A 24,485-nucleotide genomic window follows, 5' to 3' on the forward strand; every position below is an offset into this window, starting at 1 on the left:
AAGCTGACATGCAATTAAATGTAAATGACGCTCAAGCGATCGAAGTTTCCGAACTGACATTTGGCGGCGAATTCAACGAGACGCTGGTTCACCAAGCAGTCGTGGCCTACATGGCTGGCGGCCGTCAGGGTAGCAAGCAGCAAAAGACCCGTTCCGACGTTTCCGGTGGCGGCAAGCGCCCATGGCGTCAGAAAGGTACTGGCCGTGCTCGTGCCGGTACTATCCGTAGCCCAATCTGGCGTGGCGGCGGTACCACTTTCGCAGCTCGTCCTCAGGATCACTCCCAGAAGCTGAACAAGAAGATGTATCGCGCAGCAATGCGTTCCATCCTTGCTGAGCTGGTGCGTACTGATCGTCTGGTCGTGGTTCAGGATTTCGCTGTTGAAACACCGAAAACCAAAGACCTGCTGAACAAGCTGACTGGCATGAGTCTGACCGACGTTCTGATCGTGTCTGACGCTGTTGATCAGAATCTGTACCTGGCTGCTCGCAACCTGCCACACGTTGATGTCCGTGACGTGCAAGGTTCCGATCCAGTTAGTCTGATCGCATACGACAAGGTGTTGATCACCGTGTCGGCCGTGAAGAAATTCGAGGAGCTGCTGGGATGAACCAGGAACGCGTATTTAAAGTTCTGCTTGGCCCGCACGTTTCCGAGAAGGCTACGGTCCTGGCAGACAAGAAAGGTCAGTTCGTTTTCAAGGTTGCGACTGACGCAACCAAGCTGGAAATCAAGAAGGCCGTCGAAAGCCTGTTCAGCGTGAAAGTAGAGCGTGTGACTACCCTGAATGTTCTGGGTAAAAGCAAGCGCACTGCTCGCGGTCTGGGCAAGCGTAATGACTGGAAGAAGGCAGTTATCTCCCTTCAGCCAGGCCAAGATCTCGATTTCAGCAGCAGTGCTGAGTAAGGAAGGGGTGCATCATGGCAATCGTTAAATGCAAACCGACTTCCCCTGGCCGCCGTTTTGTGGTCAAGGTGGTCAACAAGGAGCTGCATAAAGGCGCTCCTCACGCACCGCTGCTCGAGAAAAAATCGAAGTCTGGTGGTCGTAACAACAATGGCCGTATTACCACTCGTCACATCGGTGGTGGTCATAAGCAGCATTATCGTCTGGTCGATTTCCGTCGCAATGACAAAGATGGCATCGCTGCCACTGTCGAGCGTATCGAATACGATCCAAACCGTACTGCTCACATCGCTCTGCTGCTGTACGCAGACGGCGAGCGTCGCTACATCATCGCCCCTAAAGGCGTGAGTGCTGGCGACCAGCTGATCGCAGGCGCGCTGGCTCCAATCAAGCCAGGTAACGCTCTGCAACTGCGCAACATCCCAGTAGGTTCCACCGTACACGGCATCGAACTGAAGCCAGGTAAAGGTGCACAGATCGCTCGTTCCGCTGGTGCTTCGGCTCAGCTGATCGCTCGTGAAGGTGTCTACGTGACCCTGCGTCTGCGCTCCGGTGAAATGCGTAAAGTGCTGTCGGAATGCCGTGCAACGCTGGGCGAAGTCTCGAACTCCGAGCACAGCCTGCGTTCCCTGGGTAAAGCCGGTGCCAAACGCTGGCGTGGCGTTCGCCCAACCGTTCGTGGTGTTGCCATGAACCCGGTTGACCACCCACATGGTGGTGGTGAAGGTCGTACCTCTGGTGGTCGTCATCCGGTATCGCCGTGGGGCTTCCCGACTAAGGGCGCGAAGACTCGTGGTAATAAGCGTACCGACAAAATGATCGTCCGTCGTCGCAAGTAAATAGAGGGATACGACAGTGCCACGTTCTCTGAAAAAAGGTCCTTTTATCGATCTTCACCTACTGAAGAAGATCGAAGTGGCGGCGGAAAAGAACGATCGCAAACCAGTTAAGACCTGGTCGCGCCGTTCCATGATCCTGCCACAAATGGTCGGTTTGACCATTGCTGTGCATAACGGTCGTCAACACGTCCCCGTTCTCGTGAACGAAGACATGGTCGGCCACAAACTGGGCGAGTTTGCCGGTACCCGCACTTATCGTGGGCACGTGGCTGACAAGAAAGCCAAGCGTTAAGGGGTTAGGAAATGGAAGTAGCCGCTAAGTTGTCGGGCGCTCGAATCTCCGCCCAGAAAGCCCGCTTGGTCGCCGACCAGATCCGCGGGAAGAAGGTGGGCGAAGCGCTCAACCTGTTGGCTTTCAGCAGTAAGAAAGCCGCCGAGATCATGAAGAAAGTGCTGGAGTCGGCCGTAGCCAACGCCGAGCATAACGAAGGCGCAGACGTTGATGACCTGAAGGTCAGCACCGTTTTCGTCAACGAAGGGCGTTCGCTGAAGCGCATCATGCCGCGTGCCAAGGGCCGGGCTGATCGCATCGTCAAGCGGTCTTGCCATATCACTGTCAAGGTTGCTGACAAGTAACGGAGTCGAAGAGATGGGTCAGAAAGTACATCCCATTGGCATTCGCCTGGGAATCGTCAAGGAGCACACCTCCGTCTGGTACGCAGACGGTCGGACTTATGCGGACTATTTGCTCGCAGATCTGAAAGTGCGTGAGTACCTCCAAGACAAACTAAAAAGCGCGTCCGTAAGCCGTATCGATATCCATCGTCCGGCTCAAACTGCACGCATCACCATCCACACCGCTCGTCCAGGTATCGTTATCGGGAAGAAAGGTGAGGATGTTGAGAAACTGCGTCAGGACCTGACCAAGCAAATGGGTGTGCCTGTGCACATCAATATCGAAGAGATCCGCAAGCCGGAACTCGACGGTATGCTGGTTGCCCAGAGCGTAGCTCAGCAGCTGGAGCGTCGTGTGATGTTCCGTCGCGCCATGAAGCGCGCCGTACAGAACGCCATGCGCATTGGTGCCAAAGGCATCAAAATCCAAGTGAGCGGTCGTCTCGGCGGTGCTGAAATCGCACGTACTGAATGGTATCGCGAAGGTCGTGTGCCTCTGCACACCCTGCGTGCCGACATCGACTATGCCAACTACGAAGCTCACACCACTTACGGTGTGATCGGTGTAAAGGTTTGGATCTTCAAAGGCGAAGTAATTGGTGGTCGCCAAGAAGAGCTGAAGCCACAAGCACCAGCGCCTCGTAAAAAAGCTGCTAAGTAAGGGGTACGCCAAATGTTGCAACCAAAGCGTACGAAGTTCCGCAAGCAGATGACCGGCCACAACCGTGGTCTGGCACTGCGCGGTAGCAAAGTCAGCTTCGGCGAGTTCGCGCTGAAGTCTGTTGCTCGTGGTCGTCTCACCGCTCGTCAGATCGAGTCAGCGCGTCGTGCTCTGACCCGTCACGTAAAACGTGGCGGCAAGATCTGGATCCGTGTGTTCCCGGACAAGCCTGTTACCAAGAAGCCACTCGAAGTTCGGATGGGTAAAGGTAAGGGTAACGTGGAGTACTGGGTTGCCCAGATTCAGCCAGGCAAAGTCCTGTATGAAATCGAGGGTGTTTCTGAAGAGCTGGCGCGTGAGGCTTTCGCCCTGGCTGCTGCAAAGCTGCCGCTCGCCACCTCCTTTGTTAAACGGACGGTGATGTGATGAAAGCGAATGAACTTCGTGAAAAATCAGCACAGCAGCTGAACGAGCAACTGCTCGGCCTGCTGCGCGACCAGTTCAATCTGCGTATGCAGAAAGCAACTGGCCAGTTGGGGCAGTCTCACCTGCTCTCGCAAGTTAAGCGCGACATCGCTCGTGTGAAGACTGTGCTCAACCAGCAGGCAGGTAAGTGATCATGGCTGAAGCCGAAAAGACCGTCCGTACGCTGACTGGCCGTGTTGTCAGCGACAAAATGGACAAGACCATCACCGTTCTGATCGAGCGTCGCGTCAAGCACCCGATCTACGGTAAATATGTTAAGCGTTCGACTAAGCTGCACGCGCACGACGAAACCAACCAGTGCCACATCGGCGACAAGGTCACGATTCGTGAAACTCGTCCGATGGCCAAGACCAAGTCTTGGGCGCTGGTTGATATCCTCGAACGCGCTGTGGAAGTCTAAGGGCTAGGGGTCGGAGAAATTATATGATTCAGACTCAATCCATGCTCGATGTGGCCGATAACAGCGGCGCTCGCCGCGTTATGTGCATCAAGGTGCTGGGTGGCTCCCATCGTCGTTACGCTGGTATCGGTGACATCATCAAAGTAACCGTCAAGGAAGCAATTCCGCGCGGTAAAGTGAAGAAAGGCCAAGTGATGACTGCTGTCGTAGTCCGCACTCGCCACGGTGTTCGTCGTGCTGACGGCTCCATTATCCGCTTTGATGGCAACGCTGCTGTTCTGTTGAACAACAAGCAAGAGCCGATCGGCACCCGTATCTTTGGGCCAGTGACCCGTGAACTTCGTACTGAGAAGTTCATGAAGATCGTCTCGCTCGCCCCAGAAGTGCTGTAAGGAGATCCGACATGCAAAAGATTCGTCGTGACGACGAGATCATCGTGATCGCCGGCAAAGACAAAGGTAAGCGCGGTAAGGTGCTCAAGGTTCTCGCTGACGACCGTCTGGTCGTTGGTGGTCTGAACCTGGTCAAGCGTCATACCAAGCCTAACCCGATGTCGGGCGTACAGGGCGGTATCGTCGAAAAAGAAGCGCCACTGCACGCTTCCAACGTCGCCATTTTCAACGGCGAAACTAACAAGGCTGACCGCGTTGGTTTCAAAGTAGAAGACGGCAAGAAAATTCGTGTCTTCAAGTCGACCCAAAAAGCGGTTGATGCTTGAACACTGCTAGGTAGAAGACCATGGCACGACTGAAAGAGATTTACCGGAAGGAAATCGCTCCGAAGCTTAAGGAAGAACTTAAGCTGGCGAACGTGATGGAAGTTCCGCGCATTACCAAGATCACCCTGAACATGGGTCTGGGCGAAGCGATCGGTGACAAGAAAGTCATCGAACACGCTGTGGCTGACCTGGAGAAGATCACCGGCCAGAAAGTCGTTGTGACTCACGCTCGCAAATCCATCGCTGGCTTCAAAGTCCGCGAAGGATGGCCGATCGGTGTCAAAGTGACCCTGCGTCGCGATCGTATGTATGAGTTCCTGGATCGTCTGCTGTCGATCTCCCTGCCTCGGGTTCGCGACTTCCGCGGCCTGAATGCCAAGTCCTTCGACGGTCGTGGCAACTACAGCATGGGCGTGAAAGAGCAGATCATCTTCCCGGAAATCGACTACGACAAGATCGATGCTCTGCGCGGTCTGGACATTACCCTGACCACCACTGCCAAGAACGATGATGAAGGTCGCGCATTGCTGCGTGCTTTCAAATTCCCGTTCCGCAACTGATTGGAGTAGGAAAATGGCCAAGAAGAGCATGAAGAACCGTGAGCTGAAGCGTCAGCTCACCGTTGCCAAGTACGCGACCAAGCGTGCAGCGCTGAAAGCTATCATCGTCGATCTGAACGCAAGTCCAGAAGCGCGTTGGGAGGCTTCCGTCGCCCTGCAGAAGCAGCCACGTGACGCCAGCGCTTCGCGCATGCGTAACCGCTGCCGCATCACCGGTCGTCCGCACGGCGTTTACCGCAAGTTCGGCCTCGGCCGTAACAAGCTGCGTGAAGCGGCCATGCGTGGTGACGTACCAGGTCTGGTTAAAGCCAGCTGGTAAGCCATACCGCCCAAGTCACCGCGGTCGGGCTCGCAAGAACCGACCGCCGGCGACCTTGAGTATGCATCAAGCCCCTTTTGGGGCTTGATTCATTTCCGGGGTGTGTCTAGAATGACCGGCTCGCCTGAGCCTGCACTTTTTACGTGTGGAGATACTCGGCGACAGTTGTAGCCGCAAGGCTAATTCTTTTTGTATCAGGAGCGTCTAGCCCATGAGTATGCAGGACCCGTTAGCGGACATGCTAACTCGAATCCGTAATGCCCAGATGGCTGAAAAGTCCGTCGTAAGCATGCCGTCTTCCACGTTGAAGGTGGCTGTAGCAAAAGTCCTGAAGGACGAAGGTTACATCGCGGGTTATCAGATCAGCAGCGAAACCAAGCCGTTGCTGTCCATCGAGCTGAAATACTTCGAAGGCCGTCCAGTCATCGAAGAAGTGAAGCGCGTTAGCCGTCCAGGCCTGCGTCAGTACAAGTCCGTTGAAGATCTGCCGAAAGTTCGTGGCGGTCTCGGCGTGTCTATCGTCTCCACCAACAAAGGTGTGATGACGGATCGTGCTGCGCGCGCTGCCGGTGTCGGCGGCGAAGTTCTTTGCACTGTGTTCTAAGGGGGGATAAGCATGTCTCGCGTCGCTAAGAACCCCGTTAAGCTGCCAGCCGGTGTCGAAGTCAAATTCGCAGGCCAACAGCTTTCGGTGAAGGGTGCCAAGGGTACTCTTGAACTGAACATCCATTCGTCCGTTGAGATCGTTGAAGAAGCTGGTGAGCTGCGTTTCGCTGCTCGCAATGGCGATCAACAAACTCGCGCAATGGCCGGTACCACGCGTGCGTTGGTAAACAACATGGTCCAAGGCGTAAGCCAAGGCTTCGAGCGCAAGCTCCAGCTGGTCGGTGTTGGTTACAAAGCGCAAGCAAAAGGCACGGTGTTGAACCTTGCCCTTGGCTTCTCGCACCCAGTGGATTACGAACTGCCGGAAGGCATCACCGCTGAGACCCCTAGCCAAACCGATATCCTGATCAAGGGCATCGATAAGCAGCTGGTAGGTCAGGTGGCCGCTGAGATCCGCGACTTCCGTCCACCAGAGCCGTACAAAGGCAAAGGTGTGCGCTACGCGGACGAAGTCGTCCGTCGTAAAGAAGCCAAGAAGAAGTAGGGCATAGCAAATGACCGACAAAAAAGTTACTCGACTGCGTCGCGCTCGCAAAGCACGCCTGAAAATGCACGAACTCGAAGTCGTGCGTCTCTGCGTGTTCCGCTCTTCGCAGCACATCTACGCCCAGGTCATTTCGGCCGACGGCAACAAAGTCCTGGCAAGTGCCTCGACTTTGGACAAAGAACTGCGTGATGGTGCCACTGGCAACATCGACGCGGCCACTAAGGTTGGCCAGCTGGTCGCTACGCGTGCTAAAGCCGCTGGCGTCTCGCAGGTGGCTTTCGACCGCTCTGGCTTCAAGTATCACGGCCGCGTCAAGGCGCTGGCTGATGCTGCTCGTGAAGCTGGGCTGGAGTTCTAAGTTATGTCAAATAACGACCAAAAGCGCGACGAAGGCTACATCGAGAAGCTGGTTCAAGTTAACCGCGTAGCCAAAACCGTTAAAGGCGGCCGTATCTTCACCTTCACCGCGTTGACCGTGGTAGGTGATGGCAAGGGCCGTGTAGGCTTCGGCCGTGGCAAGTCACGTGAAGTGCCTGCCGCGATCCAGAAGGCTATGGAAGCTGCTCGTCGCAACATGATCCAGGTGGACCTGAACGGTACCACTCTGCAGTACGCCATGAAATCCGCCCACGGCGCTTCCAAGGTTTACATGCAGCCTGCTTCTGAAGGTACCGGTATCATCGCTGGCGGCGCTATGCGTGCTGTCCTCGAAGTGGCTGGTGTGCAGAACGTTCTGGCCAAGTGCTACGGCTCGACTAACCCGGTAAACGTGGTTCACGCCACTTTCAAAGGTTTGAAAGCCATGCAGTCCCCTGAGTCCATTGCTGCCAAGCGCGGCAAAACTGCAGCGGAGATCCTGTGATCATGGCAACCGTAAAAGTAACGCTGATCAAAAGCATGACCGGCCGCATCCCTAACCACAGACTGTGTGTCAAGGGCCTGGGTCTGCGTCGCATCGGTCACACTGTAGAAGTCCAGGATACTCCCGAGAATCGCGGGATGATCAACAAGGCTTACTACATGCTGCGTGTAGAGGGTTAATCGATGAAACTCAATGATCTGAGTCCAGCGCCGGGTTCCCGTCGCGAAAAGCATCGTCCGGGCCGTGGTATCGGTAGTGGTTTGGGCAAGACTGGTGGCCGTGGTCACAAAGGTCAGACTTCCCGCTCCGGTGGCACCATTGCTCCAGGCTTTGAAGGCGGTCAACAGCCGCTGCATCGTCGCCTGCCGAAGTTCGGTTTCGTTTCCCTGAAAGCCATGGACCGCGCAGAAGTGCGTCTGTCCGAGCTGGCCAAAGTGGAAGGCGACATCGTCACCGTGCAGTCCCTGAAAGATGCCAACGTGATCAACCAGAACGTACAGCGTGTGAAAATCATGCTGTCGGGCGAAGTGACTCGCGCAGTAACTATCAAGGGCATCGCAGCCACCAAAGGTGCGCGTGCGGCTATCGAAGCAGCTGGCGGCAAGTTCGAGGAATAAATGGCTAAGCAAGGTGCTCTCTCAGCGCTCAGCAAAGGCGGGTTATCCGAGCTCTGGGCTCGACTGCGTTTTCTATTCCTGGCGATTATCGTCTACCGGATAGGCGCACACATCCCAGTTCCAGGTATCAACCCGGACCGGCTGGCGGACCTGTTTCGACAGAATGAGGGGACCATTCTTAGCTTGTTCAACATGTTTTCCGGCGGCGCGCTGGAACGGATGAGCATCTTTGCACTGGGGATCATGCCGTACATTTCGGCATCGATCATCATGCAGCTGATGTCCGCCGTCAGCCCGCAGCTGGAGCAGTTGAAGAAGGAAGGTGAGGCTGGTCGTCGTAAGATCAGCCAATACACCCGCTATGGCACCGTCGTCCTGGCACTTGTTCAAGCCATTGGCATGTCCATTGGCCTGGCTAACCAGGGCGTCTCGTTTAGTGCTGGCTTCAGCTTCCATTTCGTTGCGGTGTCCACTTTCGTGGCCGGCGCGATGTTCATGATGTGGTTGGGTGAGCAGATTACCGAGCGCGGTGTGGGTAACGGTATCTCGATGTTGATTTTTTCGGGTATCGTCGCCGGTCTTCCGAGAGCGATTGGGCAGTCTTTCGAGTCTGCACGTCAGGGCGATATCAACATCTTCGCTCTGGTTGCCATCGGTTTGCTGGCAGTAGCGATCATCGGTTTCGTGGTGTTCATTGAGCGTGGTCAGCGTCGTATTGCTGTTCACTACGCCAAGCGTCAGCAGGGCCGCAAGGTCTTCGCCGCGCAGACCAGCCACCTGCCGCTGAAGGTGAATATGGCCGGTGTTATTCCTGCTATCTTCGCGAGCAGCATCTTGCTCTTCCCGGCTTCGCTGGGTGCCTGGTTCGGTCAGTCTGAAGGTATGGGCTGGTTGCAGGACATCTCGCAGTCGATCGCTCCTGGTCAGCCGTTGAATATTCTGCTGTTTAGTGCAGGGATTATTTTCTTCTGCTTCTTCTATACGGCGTTGATGTTCAATCCGAAAGACGTAGCGGAAAACCTGAAGAAGTCCGGTGCCTTTATTCCGGGTATCCGTCCAGGCGAGCAGTCGGCGCGCTACATTGATGGCGTTCTGACCCGTTTGACCATGTTCGGTGCTCTTTATATGACGGCCGTGTGCCTGTTACCCCAGTTCCTTGTGGTCGCGGCAAACGTTCCGTTCTACCTTGGCGGGACCTCGTTGCTGATCGTGGTCGTGGTTGTGATGGACTTCATGTCCCAAGTACAATCGCACCTCGTTTCGCACCAGTACGAATCCCTGATGAAGAAAGCCAACCTGAAGGGTTACGGCAGCGGCATGCTGCGCTGACCCATAAGGTTCGAGGAGTTGGTGATGAAAGTTCGTGCATCGGTGAAAAAGCTGTGCCGTAACTGCAAGATTATTCGCCGCGAAGGTGTGGTTCGAGTAATTTGCAGCGCGGAACCGCGTCACAAACAGCGCCAAGGCTGAGTGTGATCTGCTAAAAGCCCAGCAGCTAGTGCGCTGCTGGGTTGATTATTTGTTATTACAGCGATATTATCTCGCGCCCTATTTCTTGGCTTCCGGGGCGTAGGTAGCTGTCAATTGGAGTCCCACTGAATGGCCCGTATTGCAGGCGTTAACATTCCAGATAACAAGCACACTGTTATCTCGCTGACCTACATCTATGGTGTTGGTCGCACTACTGCACAGAAAATTTGTGCAGTGACTGGGGTCAACCCAGCCGCAAAGATCAAGGATCTGAGCGACGAGCAGATTGAACAGCTGCGTGGCGAAGTGGCGAAGTTCACCACTGAAGGTGACCTGCGTCGCGAAATCAACATGAAAATCAAACGCTTGATGGACTTGGGCTGCTACCGCGGTCTGCGCCATCGTCGTGGTCTGCCAGTACGCGGTCAGCGTACCAAGACCAACGCGCGTACTCGCAAAGGTCCGCGTAAGCCGATCCGCAAGTAATCGCACCAGCGAATCGACAGGAATCTAGTCATGGCAAAACCTGCTGCTCGTCCTCGTAAGAAAATCAAAAAGACAGTGGTTGATGGCATCGCCCACATCCACGCGTCTTTCAACAACACCATCGTGACCATTACCGACCGTCAAGGTAACGCTCTTTCCTGGGCTACCTCCGGTGGTTCGGGTTTCCGCGGTTCCCGCAAGTCCACCCCGTTTGCTGCTCAAGTAGCTGCTGAACGTGCTGGTCAAGCTGCGCTGGAATATGGCCTGAAAAACCTCGACGTCAACGTCAAAGGTCCAGGTCCAGGTCGTGAGTCCGCTGTCCGTGCATTGAACGGCTGTGGCTATAAGATCGCCAGCATCACCGACGTGACGCCAATCCCGCATAACGGGTGCCGTCCGCCGAAGAAGCGCCGCGTGTAATCCAGGAGATTGTAAAGAATGGCTCGTTACATTGGTCCAAAATGCAAACTGGCTCGTCGCGAAGGCACCGATCTCTTCCTGAAGAGCGGCGTGCGCGCTATCGAATCCAAGTGCAACATCGAAGCAGCACCTGGTATCCACGGCCAGCGCCGCGGTCGCCAGTCCGACTACGGCACCCAACTGCGTGAAAAGCAGAAGGTCCGTCGTATTTATGGCGTTCTTGAGCGTCAGTTCAGCGGCTACTACAAAGAAGCCGCCGGCCGTAAAGGCGCAACCGGTGAAAACCTGCTGCAACTGCTCGAATGCCGTCTGGACAACGTTGTATACCGTATGGGTTTTGGCTCGACTCGTGCCGAATCCCGTCAACTGGTATCGCACAAGTCGATCAGCGTTAACGGCAAAACCGTCAACGTCCCGTCCTACCAGGTTCGTGCTGGTGACGTGGTAGCTATTCGCGAGAAAGCTAAGAATCAACTGCGCATTGTCCAGGCTCTCGATCTGTGTGCCCAGCGTGGCCGCGTAGAATGGGTAGAAGTGGACACTGAGAAGAAGTCGGGCGTTTTCAAGAACGTGCCTGCTCGCAGTGACCTCTCCGCCGACATCAACGAAAGCCTGATTGTCGAGCTCTACTCCAAGTAAGGGCTAGAAAATAGGTGCATCCATGCAGATTTCGGTAAATGAGTTCCTGACACCCCGTCACATTGACGTGCAGGTTGTCAGTCCAACCCGCGCTAAAATCACCCTCGAGCCTCTCGAGCGTGGTTTTGGCCACACCCTGGGCAACGCGCTGCGCCGCATCCTGTTGTCCTCAATGCCAGGCTGTGCAGTAGTCGAGGCCGAGATTGACGGTGTGCTCCACGAGTACAGCGCCATCGAAGGTGTACAGGAAGACGTCATTGAAATCCTGTTGAACCTTAAAGGTCTGGCTATCAAGCTGCACGGCCGTGACGAAGTTACGCTGACCTTGTCGAAGAAGGGTTCGGGGGTGGTTACCGCTGCCGATATTCAGCTGGATCATGATGTCGAGATCGTTAACCCCGATCACGTAATCGCTAACCTGGCGTCTAACGGCGCCTTGAACATGAAGCTCACCGTAGCTCGTGGTCGTGGTTATGAACCAGCAGACTCGCGTCAGAGCGATGAAGACGAAAGCCGCAGCATCGGTCGCTTGCAGCTCGACTCTTCGTTCAGCCCGGTTCGCCGTATCGCTTACGTGGTGGAAAACGCCCGTGTCGAGCAGCGTACCAACCTGGACAAGCTGGTTATTGATCTGGAAACCAACGGTACTCTGGATCCTGAAGAGGCTATCCGCCGCGCTGCAACCATCCTGCAACAGCAGTTGGCTGCGTTCGTCGACCTCAAAGGTGACAGTGAGCCAGTGGTAATCGAGCAAGAAGACGAGATCGATCCGATCCTGCTTCGCCCGGTTGACGATCTGGAACTGACTGTACGTTCGGCCAACTGCCTTAAGGCGGAAAACATCTACTACATCGGTGACCTGATTCAGCGTACCGAAGTAGAGCTGTTGAAGACTCCGAACCTGGGCAAGAAATCCTTGACTGAAATCAAGGACGTTCTGGCCTCCCGCGGTCTGTCCCTCGGCATGCGCCTCGACAACTGGCCGCCTGCAAGTCTTAAGAAGGACGACAAGGCGACTGCCTGATCGTCGTAATCACCGAACGTAGTGTTTGGTAAGGAATGAACCATGCGTCATCGTAAAAGTGGTCGTCACCTGAGCCGCACCAGCTCGCACCGCAAGGCCATGTTTCAAAACATGGCGGTGTCGCTGTTCGAGCACGAGCTGATCAAAACGACTCTGCCAAAAGCCAAAGAACTGCGCCGCGTTGCTGAGCCGCTGATCACTCTGGCTAAAGTAGATAGCCTGGCTAACCGTCGTCTGGCTTTCGACCGTACTCGTTCGAAAGCTATCGTTGGTAAGCTCTTCAACGACCTGGGCAAGCGTTATGCTACCCGTGAGGGTGGCTACCTGCGCATCCTCAAGTGCGGTTTCCGCACTGGCGACAACGCGCCTATGGCGTACGTCGAGTTGGTTGATCGTGCTACTGCCGGCGAAGCTGTATCTGCCGAGTAAGACGTCAGTCTGAAACAAGAAACCGGGCCTAGCGCCCGGTTTTTTGTGCCCGCAAGAAACGCATCGTATGTACAAGCTTCTACACTGCGCCTGACTGCACGCTATGAGCTGGAGTCGTTGGTAGTCATTTTCTATTGATGTAAGCAAATTAATGAATTTGTCTGCGTCACATTGATGGTCAATACTCCTTCTCAGCCGATTAGCCGGCGGTTCAAAGACTGACAGAGGAAGACGATCACATGAGCCAGAACAAAACCCTTACGACCGCCAGTGGCGCTCCTGTCGCTGACAATCAGAATTCCCGTTCCGCCGGGCCCCGTGGCCCGCTGTTGCTCGATGACTTTCACCTGATCGAAAAGCTCGCTCACTTCAATCGTGAGAACATTCCCGAGCGCCGTGTACACGCCAAGGGCTCGGGTGCCTACGGTACGTTCACCGTTTCCAAAGACATTACCCAGTACACCAGCGCCAAGCTGTTCGAATCCGTGGGCAAGCAGACCCCGACTTTCCTGCGCTTCTCGACTGTCGGTGGTGAACGTGGTTCGGCCGACACCGAACGTGATCCGCGTGGTTTTGCCTTGAAGTTCTACACCGAGGAAGGTAACTGGGACATCGTTGGCAACAACACGCCAGTGTTCTTTATCCGCGATCCGCTGAAATTCCCCGACTTTATCCATACCCAGAAACGTCTGCCGCAAAGCAACCTGAAGAGCGCGCAGGCGATGTGGGATTTCTGGTCGCACTCGCCCGAGGCACTGCACCAGGTCACCATCCTGTTCTCGGATCGTGGGATCCCGGACGGCTACCGGCACATGCATGGTTTTGGTAGCCACACCTACAGCCTGATCAACGCCAAGGGCGAGCGGCACTGGGTCAAGTGGCACTACAAGACCAAGCAGGGCATCAAGAATCTGGCGCCGGCCGAGGCGGCACGCCTGGCGGGCACCGATCCGGATTACGCCCAGCGTGATCTTTTCGGCGCCATCGAACGCGGCGACTTCCCGAAATGGACTGTCTGTATCCAGATCATGACCGAAGCCCAGGCCGCGGCGCATTACGAGAACCCTTTCGACGTGACCAAGACCTGGTCGCAGAAAGAGTTTCCGCTGATCGCAGTCGGCGAGCTCGAGCTCAACCGTAACCCGCTGAACTACTTCGCCGAAGTCGAACAGGCAGCTTTCGGTCCGAGCAACATGGTGCCGGGTGTTGGTCTGTCACCGGACCGCATGCTGCAAGGCCGCGTCTTCGCCTATGCCGATGCCCACCGCTACCGTGTCGGCACCAATCATCAGCAGTTGCCGGTGAACGCCCCGCGCAGCCCGGTCAACACCTACCAGCGTGACGGCTCCATGGCCTTTGGCAGCAACGGTGGCGCGACGCCGAACTACGAGCCCAACAGCTACGTCGAAGCGCCCAAACAGGCGCCTCACTACGCTGAGCCGGCGTTGGCCCTCAGTGGTGCGGCGGATCGTTACGATCACCGCGAAGATACCGATTACTACAGTCATGCCGGTGCGCTGTTCCGTTTGATGAGCACCGAGCAGAAAGCGCTGCTGATCAGCAATATCGCTGGCGCGATGTCGGGTGTATCCGATGACGTGGTCGAGCGCCAGTTGCAGCATTTCTTCAAGGCCGACCAGGCATACGGCGAAGGTATCGCCAAGGCGCTGGGTGTAGTGCTGAACTAAGTCTGAACGAGAAGCAGAACCGCCCTCACTCAGGGCGGTTTTTGCGTTTTTTAGGCTGCTTTTCTCTGGAAATCTTTGCTTTGTTTGTGTTTTTCCAGTGACCTCCCGGTCAGCATGGTTCAAAATGCAGCCTTTCAAGCAGGGAGATGTAGGGCGATGCAAGGTAACCAGGTCGTAGTCGACTACCTCAACACGTTGCTGACCGGTGAGCTGGCAGCCCGTGATCAGTATTTCATCCATTCGCGGATGTATGAGGACTGGGGCTTCAGCAAGCTCTACGAGCGCATCAATCACGAGATGGAAGAAGAGGCGCAACATGCCGATGCGTTGATGCGCCGGATCCTGATGCTCGAGGGCACGCCGCGCATGCGTCCGGACGACCTGGACATCGGTAGCAACGTGCCTGACATGTTCGCCGCCGACCTGCGCTTGGAGAACAAGGTGCGTGCCGCGCTGTGCAAGGGCATCGAGCTCTGCGAGCTGCACAAGGATTACGTCACCCGCGAGATCCTGCGTGTGCAGTTGGCTGATACCGAGGAAGATCACACCTACTGGCTGGAGAAGCAGTTGGGGCTGATCAAGTCCATCGGGTTGCAGAATTACTTGCAGTCGCAGTTCTGAGAATGGCCGCTGCTGCGCGGCGGATCGTCGGAACGCCGCGCGCAGCACGCTGATTCCTACAAGCGAGAGTTGTCGCTCGCAAGATCGTGAGTGGACGCGGAACCTGTAGGAGCCAGCTTGCTGGCGATAGCGATTTCAGCTCCACAAAAAAGCCCCTGTCATCACTCAATGACAGGGGCTTTTTCATGCTATCCGGTTACGCCCGGTCGCGCAGCAACAGCGGCTTCAGGTAATGCCCGGTATGGGATTGGGGCATCTCCGCCACTTGCTCCGGCGTACCGACCGCAATGATCTGCCCGCCCTTGGAACCCCCTTCAGGCCCAAGGTCGACCAACCAGTCGGCGGTCTTGATCACATCCAGGTTGTGCTCGATCACCACCACGGTATTGCCGTGGTCGCGCAGGCGATGCAGAACGTCGAGCAACTGCTGGATATCTGCGAAGTGCAGGCCAGTGGTCGGCTCATCGAGGATATACAGGGTCTTGCCGGTATCGCGCTTGGACAACTCGCGGGACAGCTTGACCCGTTGCGCCTCGCCGCCGGACAGGGTGGTCGCCGACTGCCCCAGCTTGATATACGACAGGCCCACGTCCATCAGCGTCTGCAGCTTGCGGGCCAGCGCCGGCACCGCGTCGAAGAACTCCCGTGCTTCCTCGATCGTCATCTCGAGGACCTCGTGGATGCTCTTGCCCTTGTACTTGACCTCCAGGGTTTCGCGGTTGTAGCGCTTGCTCTTGCACACATCGCACGGCACATAGATGTCCGGCAGGAAGTGCATCTCCACCTTGATCAGGCCGTCGCCCTGGCAGGCTTCGCAGCGTCCACCCTTGACGTTGAACGAGAAGCGCCCCGGGCCGTAACCCCGCGAGCGGGATTCCGGCACGCCGGCGAACAGCTCGCGGATCGGTGTAAACAGACCGGTATAGGTGGCCGGGTTCGAGCGTGGGGTACGACCGATGGGGCTCTGGTCGATGTCCACCACCTTGTCCAGGTGCTGCAGGCCGTTGATGCTGTCGTGGGCCGCGGCTTCCAGTGTCGTCGCGCCATTGAGCGCGGTGGCGCTGAGCGGGAACAGGGTGTTGTTGATCAGTGTCGACTTGCCGGAGCCGGACACACCGGTCACGCAGGTCAGCAGACCCAGCGGGATCTCCAGGTCGACATTGCGCAGATTGTTGCCACGCGCGCCTTTGAGGTGCAGTGCCAGTTTCTTGTTGCGCGGTGTGCGCTTGGCCGGGACTTCTATCTTCACCCGGCCGGACAAGTACTTGCCGGTCAGCGAGTCGGGATGCGCCATGACCTCGGCCGGTGTCCCTTCGGCAACGATATGTCCGCCATGCACGCCGGCACCCGGGCCGATATCGACCACATAGTCCGCCAGGCGGATCGCGTCTTCATCGTGTTCGACCACGATCACCGTGTTGCCGATATCGCGCAGGTGCTTCAGCGTGCCGAGCAGGCGGTCGTTGTCCCGTTGGTGCAAACCGATGGACGGCTCATCGAGGATGTACAACACCCCCACCAGGCCGGCGCCAATCTGGCTGGCCAGGCGAATCCGCTGTGCTTCGCCACCGGAAAGGGTGTCGGCACTGCGATCCAGGGACAGATAGTCCAGGCCGACGTTGACCAGGAACTGCAGGCGCTCGCGGATTTCCTTGAGAATCTTGTCGGCGATTTCCCCACGGCGACCGGTCAGCTTCAGCCCGCCAAAGTATTCGCAGGCATCGCCGATCGGCAGGTTGGTCACCGCTGGCAGGGTCTTTTCGCCGACCCATACGTGCCGCGCCTCGCGACGCAGGCGCGTGCCACGGCAGTCCGGGCACGGCTGGGTGCTGAGGAACTTGGCCAGCTCCTCGCGCACGGTGGCCGATTCGGTTTCGCGGTAGCGGCGTTCCAGGTTCGGCACGATGCCTTCGAACGGGTGCGAGCGCTTGACGATATCGCCGCGGTCGTTGAGGTACTTGAAGTCGACGTTCTGGCTGCCGCTGCCTTGCAGGATGAACTTCTGCTGGTCCGCTGGCAGACTGCCGAACGGCACTTCCAGGCTGAAACCGTAGTGGGCGGCCAACGATCCGAGCATCTGGAAGTAATAGACGTTGCGCCGGTCCCAGCCGCGTATTGCCCCCTCGGCCAGGGTCAACTCGCCATTGACCAGGCGCTTGATGTCGAAGAACTGTTTCACCCCCAGGCCGTCACAGGTCGGACAGGCGCCAGCCGGGTTGTTGAAGGAGAACAGCTTGGGTTCCAGCTCGCTGATGGCATGACCGCAGATCGGACAGGCGAAGCGCGCGGAGAAGATCATCTCCTCGCCGGGTTCGTCGTCCATCGGCGCCACCAGGGCAATGCCGTCCGCCAGCTTCAGCGCGGTCTCGAAGGATTCGGCCAGGCGCTGTTGCAGATCGGCGCGGACCTTGAAGCGGTCGACCACCACATCGATGGAGTGCTTTTTCTGTTTATCGAGCTTGGGCACTTCGTCCAGCTCGCAGAGCCGGCCGTTGACCCGCGCGCGGACAAAGCCCTGCGCCCGCAGCTCTTCGAACACCGACAGGTGCTCGCCCTTGCGCTCGCGGATCACCGGCGCCAGCAGCATCAGCTTGGCGCCCTCGGGCTGGGCCAGCACCAGGTCGACCATCTGGCTGACGGTCTGGGCTTCCAGCGGAATATCGTGGTCCGGGCAGCGCGGGGTGCCGACGCGGGCATACAGCAGGCGCAGGTAGTCGTAGATCTCGGTGATGGTCCCGACCGTCGAACGCGGGTTGTGCGAAGTCGACTTCTGCTCGATGGAGATCGCCGGCGACAGGCCTTCGATGGTGTCGACGTCCGGCTTTTCCATCATCGACAGGAATTGCCGGGCATAGGCCGACAGCGATTCCACATAACGGCGCTGACCTTCGGCGTACAGTGTATCGAAGGCCAGGGACGACTTGCCCGACCCGGACAGGCCGGTGATCACGATCAGCTTGTCCCGGGGCAGGGTCAGGTCGATGTTCTTCAGGTTGTGGGTTCGAGCCCCACGAATCAGGATCTTGTCCAAGATGGCCTCGCACGGCGGGCGGTAAACGCAAGAGTATAAGGCTAAATACTGGATGGATGCACACTATCGGACGACAGTGTTTCAGTCTTGCATGACAGCTCGCGACAAAGCGTCGCCATGTATCCCCACTATCGATGGGACTGGTAGAATCGCCGCCGGTTCACACGAGGTTTTTCCATGCACGATCCCCACAGCGACCGCATGAGTGGCGGCGAGACCCGCGCGGCAAGCGGTCTGGCCCTGGTGTTCGCTTTCCGTATGCTTGGCATGTTCATGGTGTTGCCGGTTCTGGCTACTTACGGGATGGATCTCGCGGGGGCGACGCCGACCCTGATCGGCCTGGCGATCGGCGCCTATGGCCTGACCCAGGCGGTATTCCAGATTCCCTTCGGGATCATTTCCGACCGTATCGGCCGCCGCCCGGTGATCTACCTGGGGCTGGTGGTCTTCGCCCTGGGCAGCTTGCTGGCGGCCAATGCCGATTCGATCTGGGGCGTGATCGCCGGGCGCATCCTGCAAGGTGCCGGGGCGATTTCCGCGGCGGTCATGGCGTTGCTCTCGGACCTGACCCGCGAACAGCACCGGACCAAGGCCATGGCGATGATCGGCATGACCATCGGTCTGTCGTTCGCCGTGGCAATGGTCGTCGGGCCCTTGCTGACTCGCGCCTTCGGCCTCTCGGGGCTATTCCTGGCCACCGGTGGCATGGCGTTGCTGGGGATCCTGATCATCGCCTTCATGGTGCCGCGCGCCACCGGTCCGTTGCAGCACCGAGAGTCCGGCGTGGCCCGCCAGGCGTTGCTGCCGACCCTCAAGCATCCCGATCTGTTGCGTCTGGACCTGGGGATCTTCGTTCTGCACGCGATGCTGATGTCCAGCTTCGTCGCCTTGCCCCTGGCCCTGGTGCAAAAGGCCGGGCTGCCCAAGGAGCAGCACTGGTGGGTATACCTGACCGCGCTGCTGATTTCCTTCTTCGCCATGATTCCGTTCATTATCTATGGCGAGAAGAAACGCAAAATGAAACGAGTTTTACTCGGCGCCGTGACGACCCTGATGCTCACTGAGCTATTCTTCTGGGAGTTCGGCGACAGCTTGCGGGCCCTGGTGATCGGTACGGTGGTGTTCTTCACCGCGTTCAATCTGCTGGAAGCCTCCTTGCCATCGCTGATCAGCAAGGTTTCGCCGGCGGGCGGCAAGGGTACGGCGATGGGGGTGTATTCCACCAGCCAGTTCCTCGGTTCCGCGCTTGGCGGCATCCTCGGCGGCTGGATGTTCCAGCATGGCGGTTTGTCGGCGGTTTTCCTTGGATGCGCCGGTCTGGCTGCCCTCTGGTTGGCCTTTGCTGTTACCATGCGCGAACCTCCCTACGTGACCAGCCTGCGCGTGCCGTTATCGCCCGAGGCGATCCGCGAAGCCGGTCTGGTCGAGCGCCTGAAGGCGATGGTAGGGGTAACCGATGCAGTAGTGGTGGCCGAAGAGGCCGCCATTTACATCAAATTGGACACCGAATTGTTGGATCGCACGACTCTCGAACGCCTGGTCAACGAGCCGGCGCCACAAGCGTGCGAAGCCTAGGAGAACGTTATGGCCCGTGGGGTTAACAAAGTCATATTGGTCGGCACGTGCGGCCAGGATCCTGAGGTTCGCTATCTGCCTAACGGCAACGCCGTGACCAACCTGAGTCTGGCGACCAGCGAACAGTGGACCGACAAGCAGACCGGTCAAAAGGTCGAGAAGACCGAGTGGCACCGTGTGTCGATGTTCGGCAAGGTTGCCGAGATTGCTGGCGAGTACCTGCGTAAAGGTTCGCAGGTCTACATCGAAGGCAAGCTGCAGACCCGTGAGTGGGAAAAAGACGGCATCAAGCGTTACACCACTGAAATCGTCGTCGACATGCAGGGCACCATGCAGTTGCTCGGTGGCCGTCCACAACAGGGCGACCAACAAGGCGGCTACGATCAGTCCGCGCCACGGCAGCAGGCTCCTCGCCCACAACAGGCGCCGCGTCCACAGCAGTCGGCCCCGCAGCAATCGCGCCCGGCGCCACAGCAAGCCGCACCGCAGCCGGCTCCGGATTTCGACAGCTTTGATGACGATATTCCGTTCTGAGGAATAGCAGAGACTTTGCTGTAAAGTGTCTCTTTGAAGCCCCCGCCCTGCGGGGGCTTTCTCGTTTCTGGCCGGTAAAAATAGTTGATGCTTTTTACTCGTCTCACGCCTTGAGTTTGCGTGAGGCTGGTCTGTGGGCGCATTTGGAAATAAAGCGGGTCAAGACAGCTGCTTGGCCCATGCCAGCACTACCCGCAAACGCTGGGGAATTGATGAAAGGGTTGGCTGTTGCTAATTACCGATGAGGGCTCAATAAGAGCATTGTTGTTTGGTATCACGGTATCTATTGGCCGACAGTGCGGCTTGCGGGACGTCACCTTCCTGCGGTAGCGGCAACCTTGCGACCCAGTCTCTTGAGACTAGCTAAGTAAGCGCTGCGACTACCAGCCCTCCTAGACTTCTCTAGAAAAGACACCCAATGGGCTAATGCCTGTCAGCTAACAAAATTTCAGTCGAGCGCGGTCTTGTGGCGAGCGGGCTTGCCCGCGCTCGGCTGCGAAGCAGTCGTAAACCTGTGACTGCGTTCTGCCTGACACAATGCAATCGCTGATTTTAGGGCCGCTTCGCGTCCCAGCGCGGGCAAGCCCGCTCGCCACAAATCTCGGCCAGACTTAAGATCGCTTTTAACTGACTGGCATTAGTCCAATGGGCGCCTTTATGACCCGCTTACACCGACGCCCCGCGCAACATGCCCTGCGTCAAATCATCGATGACCGCCTTGCCCATTTCACCCAGATAATGCGATACCCAGGCGTAGCGTTCGCCGTCGCTTTCCAGGGCCGCATCGAGGGAGAGTGCTTTGGCGCAGTAGAGCAGGAGCGACGCGTGTTCCATGGCTTACAGAATGGGAGCGCCGGGGCATACGCGAAACAGTTCACGACCCTGGGAGCCACACTGGGAAAAGGTGATGACGCCGAGGGTTTTGATGTCGGTGTGATTGCTCATCACACACCTCCGGCATCAGTCATGAAATGGCTGTGTTTCTGAGTACTGTTGAATGTTGCGAGGAAAGTGAGATTTACGAGTGTACTGAAAGCCTGCATGGATAAAACTCCCGTATCAATGTGAGAGCTACCACGTTCGTTACCAAGCGAATAGGTGGCAGCTGTGCGCAGGTTGGTAAACCGGAGATACAGCTCGCCTCTTGCTACGTTGGGATTTTAGCTGGCGCTATTCCTTGGATAAAAATTGTTTGGCGATCATTGCCACTGCCTCCGTCGCAGACGTCAGGGCTGTGTCTATATCAAACGGGGCGTTATCCCACGGCTCATATTCATGAGCCAATACAGACTGCCAGGTGGGTGGCGCCAGCCCAGGAATATCAATCTTCCTGGCTTCTACCCGTCGCTGATGTTCAGGTTTATCAGAACAAACCACCTGGATATTCACTAACGGAACACCCGCGCGTATGGCGATTTCGTTCCACGCTTTACGGCTTTCGCTTACTGGGTTAACACAGTCGACTATGACCGTGCTGCCAAAACGAAGATTGTTCAGAGCAAGCTCATTGGCGACCATGTAACCGCTTCGCCCCACGTCTTGTGCCAGAGCGCCGGAATTTCGGATAGCCTGCTCAATCGTATCGATCCGCAGATATACGGCACTTGTTCTGGTGGCAAGGCCACTTGCGATAGTCGTTTTTCCGGTACCAGGAAGGCCGCTGAAGACAATGAGCATTCTATGTCCTTCGGTTAGTGGGTGAACCCAGTTTAGGCGCCCGCTGAGACCGTGAAACATATTCAGCCAAGCCCATGATGAAAATCTTAATTTTTGGTTCGACCACGCAGTTTTTCTTCGGTCAGCCAAGAAAATCTTAAGATTTGCAGAAAAGCTCAACTTTTTCTTAAGCCGTCGGTGCGATCTTCAACTCGCTCACCTCCCGCGAAGCCTTCCCCAAGGTTTCCCACAACTCGCGCATGGTCGGGTTCTGGTTAGCCAGCGAGCAATAGGCTCGGATCTCCAGGCCAGTGTTCCATTCGTTGCCACCGGTTTGCACCAACTGCCCGCTGTTCACGGCTGGCGCGGCAGCGCTCTGTGGTAGCCAGGCCACTCCATAGCCTTCGATGGCCATCTGCATCAGCAGCATGGTCATGTCGGCCTCATAGCAGCGCGTCAGTTCGCAGGACGTTATCGTGTTCTTGAGAATCAGGTCGGCCACGCGTCCGAGGAAGGTCGTGGCGGTGTAGGCCAGGTAGGGCACCGCTTTGCCGGCCTTGCCCGGCAGCCGGTACAGCGGCTTGCCGCTACGGTCCGGCGCACAGAACGGCAGAAAGGCGTCCCGGCCCAGGGGCAGGCTGGCGAACTTGTTGGCGTCGATCAGGATCGGTGCCTGGGGATGGTGGTACACGATCATCAGGTCGCAATTACCTTCCGCCAAGGCAATCACCGCGTCATGGATATTCGCCGCGACCACCCGCACGTTGAACGGCTCGTGGTGCTTTTGGAATTGCGCCAGCCACTTGGGCAGGAAGGTGATCGACAGGCTGTGGCCCGCGGTGATCTGAATCGAACGCCCAGGCATTTTTTCGTCCTGGCGCAGGGTCGAGCGTAATTCCAGCAGGGCCGCCAGCGCTTCGCGGCCCTGTTCGCAAAACAGCTGGCCGGCCTGGGTCAATTGCACCGGATAGGTACCACGGTCGACCAGTTGCGCGCCAACCCAATCTTCCAGCGAGCGAATCCGTCGCGACAGCGCCGATTGAGTGACGCAGCGCACCTCGGCGGCCCGGGAGAAGTTCTTGTATTGCTCGATCGCCAGCAGATCGTCCAGCCACTTGATTTGCATGCTGCCCACCTCGGTCGCGGTGATCACGAGTCTACGTCAGCGCCTTCGAGGCTTCGTCGGATTTTTCGTAACTATTCCAAAAGCGCATCAGGTAATGGCGATTACTCATCATCTGCTGGGCGGGCTGACCCTAGAATCGGCCTATGGACAAGCCCTGCTCCTACAGGACCGAGGTGTTTGTGAGTTATGCACCTGGGCGCGGCGCCGCAGAGCAGCCGGGCCAACGATATTTTTCCTGCCAAGCAAAAAAAACCGACAACAGACTTGAGGGAAACACCATGAACAAAAACAGATTGCCCCGTCACATCGCCATCGGCATTGCCGCCGGCGTCCTGGTCGGCTGGCTGTGCCATCACTTCGCGGCCGACACCAAGTCGGCCAAGGACATCGCCGCCTACTTTTCGATGGTCACCGATATCTTCCTGCGAATGATCAAGATGATTATCGCACCGCTGGTGTTCGCCACCCTGGTGGGCGGTATCGCCAGTCTCGGCAGTTCGCGCTCGGTCGGGCGTATCGGTACCCGTGCCATGGCCTGGTTTATCAGCGCCTCGCTGATCTCCCTGCTGATCGGCATGTTGCTGGTCAATTTGTTCCAGCCCGGGGCGGGGATGAACCTGCACCTCGGCCAGGGCGCGGTCGCGTCCCCAGTAGTGAATACCGGCGACTTCAGCCTCAAGGTGTTTGTCAGCCACGTATTCCCGCGCAGTATTGCCGAGGCCATGGCCAACAACGAAATCCTGCAGATCGTGGTGTTCTCGCTGTTTTTCGGTTTCGCCCTGGCGGGGCTGAAGCAGGCCGGTTTCCCTCGGATCACCAGCCTGGTGGATGAGCTGGCCAAGGTGATGTTCAAAATCACCGACTACGTCATGGCCTTCGCGCCCATTGGTGTGTTCGCCGCCATTGCCAGTGCGATCACCACCGAAGGCCTCGGCCTGCTGTTGGACTATGGCAAACTGATCGCCGAGTTCTACCTGGGTATCGCTCTACTCTGGGCGGTGCTGTTCGGTGCCGGTTACCTGTTTCTCGGACGCTCGGTGTTCACCCTCGGCAAACTGATCAAGGAGCCGATCCTGCTGGCGTTCTCCACCGCCAGCAGCGAATCCGCGTACCCGAAAACCATGGACGCCCTGGAGAAGTTTGGCGCGCCGAAACGCATATCCAGCTTCGTCCTGCCCCTTGGTTATTCGTTCAACCTGGACGGCTCGATGATGTACCAGTCCTTTGCCATCCTGTTTATCGCCCAGGCCTACAACATCGAGCTGAGCTTCACCCAGCAGTTGCTGATCCTGCTGACCCTGATGGTCACCAGCAAGGGCATGGCCGGGGTCGCCAGGGCCTCGGTCGTGGTGGTGGCCGCGACCCTGCCGATGTTCAACCTGCCCGAAGCCGGCCTGTTGCTGATCATCGGCATCGACCAGTTTCTCGACATGGCGCGAACCGCGACCAATGTGGTCGGCAACAGCATCGCCACCGCAGTGGTCGCCCGCGCCGAGCAGGCGCATGAGGTCGAGGCGGAACGGGGCGAGTTGCCCGCCGCCCAGTCCGTCGCGCTGGCGCGTACTCCGGCGACCACGGTGTGAGCGCCA

The 24,485-nt window shown here is 57.4% G+C and carries 34 protein-coding genes and 1 pseudogene; 31 read left to right on the top strand and 4 right to left on the bottom strand.

Translation table 11 applies throughout. From position 1 onward, the window contains the following. Positions 1 to 8: 8 nt before the first annotated feature. The 28 genes from rplD (at position 9) to bfr (ending at position 14,974) form a co-directional block, all read left to right on the top strand. On the top strand, positions 9 to 611 hold the full coding sequence (rplD, locus tag PFEN_RS05140) for a 50S ribosomal protein L4 (protein WP_121135086.1): 603 nt from the start codon (positions 9 to 11) through the stop codon (positions 609 to 611). Then, the gene (gene rplW / locus PFEN_RS05145; protein ID WP_002555488.1) at positions 608 to 907 is read left to right on the top strand and encodes a 50S ribosomal protein L23; all 300 of its coding nucleotides are present in this window, start codon (positions 608 to 610) and stop codon (positions 905 to 907) included. Before rplD ends, rplW begins: the two co-directional genes overlap by 4 nt. Before the next feature lie 14 nt (positions 908 to 921). Further along, positions 922 to 1,746, top strand: coding sequence for a 50S ribosomal protein L2 (rplB, locus tag PFEN_RS05150; RefSeq protein WP_191485937.1), 825 nt, complete (start codon positions 922 to 924; stop codon positions 1,744 to 1,746). Between the two features lie 16 nt (positions 1,747 to 1,762). Beyond that, complete coding sequence (gene rpsS / locus PFEN_RS05155; RefSeq protein ID WP_002555486.1) at positions 1,763 to 2,038, top strand: 30S ribosomal protein S19; 276 nt, start codon at positions 1,763 to 1,765, stop codon at positions 2,036 to 2,038. 11 nt (positions 2,039 to 2,049) lie between these two features. Next, positions 2,050 to 2,382 carry a 50S ribosomal protein L22 gene (gene rplV / locus PFEN_RS05160; protein WP_003103908.1) on the top strand — a complete coding sequence of 111 codons (333 nt, stop codon included), beginning with the start codon at positions 2,050 to 2,052 and terminating at the stop codon, positions 2,380 to 2,382. 13 nt (positions 2,383 to 2,395) lie between these two features. After that, positions 2,396 to 3,082, top strand: coding sequence for a 30S ribosomal protein S3 (gene rpsC, locus PFEN_RS05165; protein ID WP_008065719.1), 687 nt, complete (start codon positions 2,396 to 2,398; stop codon positions 3,080 to 3,082). A gap of 12 nt (positions 3,083 to 3,094) precedes the next feature. After that, complete coding sequence (gene rplP, locus PFEN_RS05170) at positions 3,095 to 3,508, top strand: 50S ribosomal protein L16 (protein ID WP_003186052.1); 414 nt, start codon at positions 3,095 to 3,097, stop codon at positions 3,506 to 3,508. Then, a complete protein-coding gene (rpmC, locus tag PFEN_RS05175; protein ID WP_002555481.1) occupies positions 3,508 to 3,699 on the top strand; it encodes a 50S ribosomal protein L29 in 192 nt (63 codons plus the stop codon). The genes rplP and rpmC overlap by 1 nt, the downstream gene beginning before the upstream one ends. Positions 3,700 to 3,701: 2 nt before the next feature. Further along, positions 3,702 to 3,968: a 30S ribosomal protein S17 gene (gene rpsQ / locus PFEN_RS05180; RefSeq protein WP_040071277.1), complete on the top strand. Its 267-nt coding sequence runs from the start codon at positions 3,702 to 3,704 to the stop codon at positions 3,966 to 3,968. Positions 3,969 to 3,991: 23 nt separating this feature from the next. Next, the gene (rplN, locus tag PFEN_RS05185; protein ID WP_002555479.1) at positions 3,992 to 4,360 is read left to right on the top strand and encodes a 50S ribosomal protein L14; all 369 of its coding nucleotides are present in this window, start codon (positions 3,992 to 3,994) and stop codon (positions 4,358 to 4,360) included. An 11-nt stretch (positions 4,361 to 4,371) separates the two neighbouring features. Then, positions 4,372 to 4,686 (top strand): 50S ribosomal protein L24, encoded by a 315-nt coding sequence (gene rplX, locus PFEN_RS05190; RefSeq protein ID WP_007896770.1) that lies wholly within the window; start codon positions 4,372 to 4,374, stop codon positions 4,684 to 4,686. Positions 4,687 to 4,706: 20 nt separating this feature from the next. After that, positions 4,707 to 5,246: a 50S ribosomal protein L5 gene (gene rplE, locus PFEN_RS05195; RefSeq protein ID WP_040071276.1), complete on the top strand. Its 540-nt coding sequence runs from the start codon at positions 4,707 to 4,709 to the stop codon at positions 5,244 to 5,246. Between the two features lie 13 nt (positions 5,247 to 5,259). Next, positions 5,260 to 5,565, top strand: coding sequence for a 30S ribosomal protein S14 (gene rpsN / locus PFEN_RS05200; protein WP_100944356.1), 306 nt, complete (start codon positions 5,260 to 5,262; stop codon positions 5,563 to 5,565). Positions 5,566 to 5,776: 211 nt separating this feature from the next. Further along, positions 5,777 to 6,169: a 30S ribosomal protein S8 gene (rpsH, locus tag PFEN_RS05205; protein WP_003228724.1), complete on the top strand. Its 393-nt coding sequence runs from the start codon at positions 5,777 to 5,779 to the stop codon at positions 6,167 to 6,169. Positions 6,170 to 6,181: 12 nt separating this feature from the next. Beyond that, entirely contained in the window at positions 6,182 to 6,715 is a 534-nt protein-coding gene (gene rplF, locus PFEN_RS05210; protein ID WP_003176412.1) for a 50S ribosomal protein L6, read from the top strand. A 10-nt stretch (positions 6,716 to 6,725) separates the two neighbouring features. Next, positions 6,726 to 7,076 carry a 50S ribosomal protein L18 gene (gene rplR, locus PFEN_RS05215; RefSeq protein WP_003186037.1) on the top strand — a complete coding sequence of 117 codons (351 nt, stop codon included), beginning with the start codon at positions 6,726 to 6,728 and terminating at the stop codon, positions 7,074 to 7,076. 3 nt (positions 7,077 to 7,079) lie between these two features. Further along, complete coding sequence (gene rpsE, locus PFEN_RS05220; protein WP_010443918.1) at positions 7,080 to 7,580, top strand: 30S ribosomal protein S5; 501 nt, start codon at positions 7,080 to 7,082, stop codon at positions 7,578 to 7,580. Between the two features lie 2 nt (positions 7,581 to 7,582). Further along, the gene (gene rpmD / locus PFEN_RS05225) at positions 7,583 to 7,759 is read left to right on the top strand and encodes a 50S ribosomal protein L30 (RefSeq protein ID WP_191485938.1); all 177 of its coding nucleotides are present in this window, start codon (positions 7,583 to 7,585) and stop codon (positions 7,757 to 7,759) included. Positions 7,760 to 7,762: 3 nt separating this feature from the next. Beyond that, positions 7,763 to 8,197 (top strand): 50S ribosomal protein L15, encoded by a 435-nt coding sequence (gene rplO, locus PFEN_RS05230; protein ID WP_007924183.1) that lies wholly within the window; start codon positions 7,763 to 7,765, stop codon positions 8,195 to 8,197. Next, the gene (secY, locus tag PFEN_RS05235) at positions 8,198 to 9,526 is read left to right on the top strand and encodes a preprotein translocase subunit SecY (RefSeq protein WP_100944359.1); all 1,329 of its coding nucleotides are present in this window, start codon (positions 8,198 to 8,200) and stop codon (positions 9,524 to 9,526) included. It begins immediately after the preceding gene. 24 nt (positions 9,527 to 9,550) lie between these two features. Continuing rightward, positions 9,551 to 9,667: a 50S ribosomal protein L36 gene (gene rpmJ, locus PFEN_RS05240; RefSeq protein WP_002555468.1), complete on the top strand. Its 117-nt coding sequence runs from the start codon at positions 9,551 to 9,553 to the stop codon at positions 9,665 to 9,667. A gap of 129 nt (positions 9,668 to 9,796) precedes the next feature. Next, positions 9,797 to 10,153 carry a 30S ribosomal protein S13 gene (gene rpsM, locus PFEN_RS05245; protein ID WP_003186020.1) on the top strand — a complete coding sequence of 119 codons (357 nt, stop codon included), beginning with the start codon at positions 9,797 to 9,799 and terminating at the stop codon, positions 10,151 to 10,153. 30 nt (positions 10,154 to 10,183) lie between these two features. Continuing rightward, positions 10,184 to 10,573, top strand: coding sequence for a 30S ribosomal protein S11 (rpsK, locus tag PFEN_RS05250; RefSeq protein ID WP_007924177.1), 390 nt, complete (start codon positions 10,184 to 10,186; stop codon positions 10,571 to 10,573). An 18-nt stretch (positions 10,574 to 10,591) separates the two neighbouring features. Continuing rightward, on the top strand, positions 10,592 to 11,212 hold the full coding sequence (rpsD, locus tag PFEN_RS05255; protein WP_017123253.1) for a 30S ribosomal protein S4: 621 nt from the start codon (positions 10,592 to 10,594) through the stop codon (positions 11,210 to 11,212). A 22-nt stretch (positions 11,213 to 11,234) separates the two neighbouring features. Next, positions 11,235 to 12,236, top strand: coding sequence for a DNA-directed RNA polymerase subunit alpha (locus PFEN_RS05260; RefSeq protein WP_003176403.1), 1,002 nt, complete (start codon positions 11,235 to 11,237; stop codon positions 12,234 to 12,236). 42 nt (positions 12,237 to 12,278) lie between these two features. Next, a complete protein-coding gene (gene rplQ, locus PFEN_RS05265; protein ID WP_100944360.1) occupies positions 12,279 to 12,665 on the top strand; it encodes a 50S ribosomal protein L17 in 387 nt (128 codons plus the stop codon). 239 nt (positions 12,666 to 12,904) lie between these two features. Next, positions 12,905 to 14,353, top strand: a complete 1,449-nt coding sequence (locus PFEN_RS05270) for a catalase (RefSeq protein ID WP_191485939.1) — start codon at positions 12,905 to 12,907, stop codon at positions 14,351 to 14,353. A gap of 156 nt (positions 14,354 to 14,509) precedes the next feature. Further along, entirely contained in the window at positions 14,510 to 14,974 is a 465-nt protein-coding gene (gene bfr, locus PFEN_RS05275) for a bacterioferritin (RefSeq protein ID WP_191485940.1), read from the top strand. A gap of 196 nt (positions 14,975 to 15,170) precedes the next feature. On the opposite strand, the gene uvrA is transcribed toward bfr, so the two are convergent. Beyond that, positions 15,171 to 18,005, bottom strand: a complete 2,835-nt coding sequence (gene uvrA / locus PFEN_RS05280; protein ID WP_191485941.1) for an excinuclease ABC subunit UvrA — start codon at positions 18,003 to 18,005, stop codon at positions 15,171 to 15,173. 177 nt (positions 18,006 to 18,182) lie between these two features. Between uvrA and PFEN_RS05285 the strand changes: the two genes are divergently transcribed. Next, a complete protein-coding gene (locus PFEN_RS05285) occupies positions 18,183 to 19,580 on the top strand; it encodes an MFS transporter (protein WP_191485942.1) in 1,398 nt (465 codons plus the stop codon). Between the two features lie 9 nt (positions 19,581 to 19,589). Then, positions 19,590 to 20,114, top strand: coding sequence for a single-stranded DNA-binding protein (locus PFEN_RS05290; RefSeq protein ID WP_191485943.1), 525 nt, complete (start codon positions 19,590 to 19,592; stop codon positions 20,112 to 20,114). Between the two features lie 666 nt (positions 20,115 to 20,780). On the opposite strand, the pseudogene PFEN_RS05295 reads toward PFEN_RS05290, so the two are convergent. The 3 genes and pseudogenes from PFEN_RS05295 to PFEN_RS05305 all read right to left on the bottom strand — a co-directional run bounded on the left by PFEN_RS05295 (position 20,781) and on the right by PFEN_RS05305 (position 22,896). Beyond that, a pseudogene (locus PFEN_RS05295) lies at positions 20,781 to 21,059 on the bottom strand (DUF3077 domain-containing protein). Between the two features lie 225 nt (positions 21,060 to 21,284). Continuing rightward, positions 21,285 to 21,791: an AAA family ATPase gene (locus PFEN_RS05300; RefSeq protein ID WP_191485944.1), complete on the bottom strand. Its 507-nt coding sequence runs from the start codon at positions 21,789 to 21,791 to the stop codon at positions 21,285 to 21,287. Positions 21,792 to 21,957: 166 nt separating this feature from the next. Further along, the gene (locus tag PFEN_RS05305) at positions 21,958 to 22,896 is read right to left on the bottom strand and encodes a LysR substrate-binding domain-containing protein (protein WP_191485945.1); all 939 of its coding nucleotides are present in this window, start codon (positions 22,894 to 22,896) and stop codon (positions 21,958 to 21,960) included. Between the two features lie 278 nt (positions 22,897 to 23,174). Between PFEN_RS05305 and PFEN_RS05310 the strand changes: the two genes are divergently transcribed. Beyond that, positions 23,175 to 24,479 carry a dicarboxylate/amino acid:cation symporter gene (locus PFEN_RS05310; protein ID WP_191485946.1) on the top strand — a complete coding sequence of 435 codons (1,305 nt, stop codon included), beginning with the start codon at positions 23,175 to 23,177 and terminating at the stop codon, positions 24,477 to 24,479. Positions 24,480 to 24,485 lie beyond the last annotated feature (6 nt).

It is taken from the genome of Pseudomonas sp. FEN, assembly GCF_904067045.1.
GTDB lineage: Bacteria > Pseudomonadota > Gammaproteobacteria > Pseudomonadales > Pseudomonadaceae > Aquipseudomonas.

Bases quoted from the DNA above. Each gene is read 5' to 3' on its own strand.
- rplB (WP_191485937.1), top strand. From the start codon at position 922: ATGGCAATCGTTAAATGCAAACCGACTTCCCCTGGCCGCCGTTTTGTG.
- rplO (WP_007924183.1), top strand. From the start codon at position 7,763: ATGAAACTCAATGATCTGAGTCCAGCGCCGGGTTCCCGTCGCGAAAAG.
- PFEN_RS05290 (WP_191485943.1), top strand. From the start codon at position 19,590: ATGGCCCGTGGGGTTAACAAAGTCATATTGGTCGGCACGTGCGGCCAG.
- rpsK (WP_007924177.1), top strand. From the start codon at position 10,184: ATGGCAAAACCTGCTGCTCGTCCTCGTAAGAAAATCAAAAAGACAGTG.
- rplX (WP_007896770.1), top strand. From the start codon at position 4,372: ATGCAAAAGATTCGTCGTGACGACGAGATCATCGTGATCGCCGGCAAA.
- rplP (WP_003186052.1), top strand. From the start codon at position 3,095: ATGTTGCAACCAAAGCGTACGAAGTTCCGCAAGCAGATGACCGGCCAC.
- rplR (WP_003186037.1), top strand. From the start codon at position 6,726: ATGACCGACAAAAAAGTTACTCGACTGCGTCGCGCTCGCAAAGCACGC.
- PFEN_RS05260 (WP_003176403.1), top strand. From the start codon at position 11,235: ATGCAGATTTCGGTAAATGAGTTCCTGACACCCCGTCACATTGACGTG.
- rplW (WP_002555488.1), top strand. From the start codon at position 608: ATGAACCAGGAACGCGTATTTAAAGTTCTGCTTGGCCCGCACGTTTCC.
- bfr (WP_191485940.1), top strand. From the start codon at position 14,510: ATGCAAGGTAACCAGGTCGTAGTCGACTACCTCAACACGTTGCTGACC.
- rpsC (WP_008065719.1), top strand. From the start codon at position 2,396: ATGGGTCAGAAAGTACATCCCATTGGCATTCGCCTGGGAATCGTCAAG.
- rpsQ (WP_040071277.1), top strand. From the start codon at position 3,702: ATGGCTGAAGCCGAAAAGACCGTCCGTACGCTGACTGGCCGTGTTGTC.
- rpsM (WP_003186020.1), top strand. From the start codon at position 9,797: ATGGCCCGTATTGCAGGCGTTAACATTCCAGATAACAAGCACACTGTT.
- secY (WP_100944359.1), top strand. From the start codon at position 8,198: ATGGCTAAGCAAGGTGCTCTCTCAGCGCTCAGCAAAGGCGGGTTATCC.
- rpsE (WP_010443918.1), top strand. From the start codon at position 7,080: ATGTCAAATAACGACCAAAAGCGCGACGAAGGCTACATCGAGAAGCTG.
- rpsD (WP_017123253.1), top strand. From the start codon at position 10,592: ATGGCTCGTTACATTGGTCCAAAATGCAAACTGGCTCGTCGCGAAGGC.
- PFEN_RS05285 (WP_191485942.1), top strand. From the start codon at position 18,183: ATGCACGATCCCCACAGCGACCGCATGAGTGGCGGCGAGACCCGCGCG.
- rplV (WP_003103908.1), top strand. From the start codon at position 2,050: ATGGAAGTAGCCGCTAAGTTGTCGGGCGCTCGAATCTCCGCCCAGAAA.
- PFEN_RS05310 (WP_191485946.1), top strand. From the start codon at position 23,175: ATGAACAAAAACAGATTGCCCCGTCACATCGCCATCGGCATTGCCGCC.
- rpmJ (WP_002555468.1), top strand. From the start codon at position 9,551: ATGAAAGTTCGTGCATCGGTGAAAAAGCTGTGCCGTAACTGCAAGATT.
- rpsH (WP_003228724.1), top strand. From the start codon at position 5,777: ATGAGTATGCAGGACCCGTTAGCGGACATGCTAACTCGAATCCGTAAT.
- rplF (WP_003176412.1), top strand. From the start codon at position 6,182: ATGTCTCGCGTCGCTAAGAACCCCGTTAAGCTGCCAGCCGGTGTCGAA.
- PFEN_RS05305 (WP_191485945.1), bottom strand. From the start codon at position 22,896: ATGCAAATCAAGTGGCTGGACGATCTGCTGGCGATCGAGCAATACAAG.
- rpsN (WP_100944356.1), top strand. From the start codon at position 5,260: ATGGCCAAGAAGAGCATGAAGAACCGTGAGCTGAAGCGTCAGCTCACC.
- rplQ (WP_100944360.1), top strand. From the start codon at position 12,279: ATGCGTCATCGTAAAAGTGGTCGTCACCTGAGCCGCACCAGCTCGCAC.
- PFEN_RS05300 (WP_191485944.1), bottom strand. From the start codon at position 21,791: ATGCTCATTGTCTTCAGCGGCCTTCCTGGTACCGGAAAAACGACTATC.
- rpmD (WP_191485938.1), top strand. From the start codon at position 7,583: ATGGCAACCGTAAAAGTAACGCTGATCAAAAGCATGACCGGCCGCATC.
- rpmC (WP_002555481.1), top strand. From the start codon at position 3,508: ATGAAAGCGAATGAACTTCGTGAAAAATCAGCACAGCAGCTGAACGAG.
- rplD (WP_121135086.1), top strand. From the start codon at position 9: ATGCAATTAAATGTAAATGACGCTCAAGCGATCGAAGTTTCCGAACTG.
- PFEN_RS05270 (WP_191485939.1), top strand. From the start codon at position 12,905: ATGAGCCAGAACAAAACCCTTACGACCGCCAGTGGCGCTCCTGTCGCT.
- rplN (WP_002555479.1), top strand. From the start codon at position 3,992: ATGATTCAGACTCAATCCATGCTCGATGTGGCCGATAACAGCGGCGCT.
- rplE (WP_040071276.1), top strand. From the start codon at position 4,707: ATGGCACGACTGAAAGAGATTTACCGGAAGGAAATCGCTCCGAAGCTT.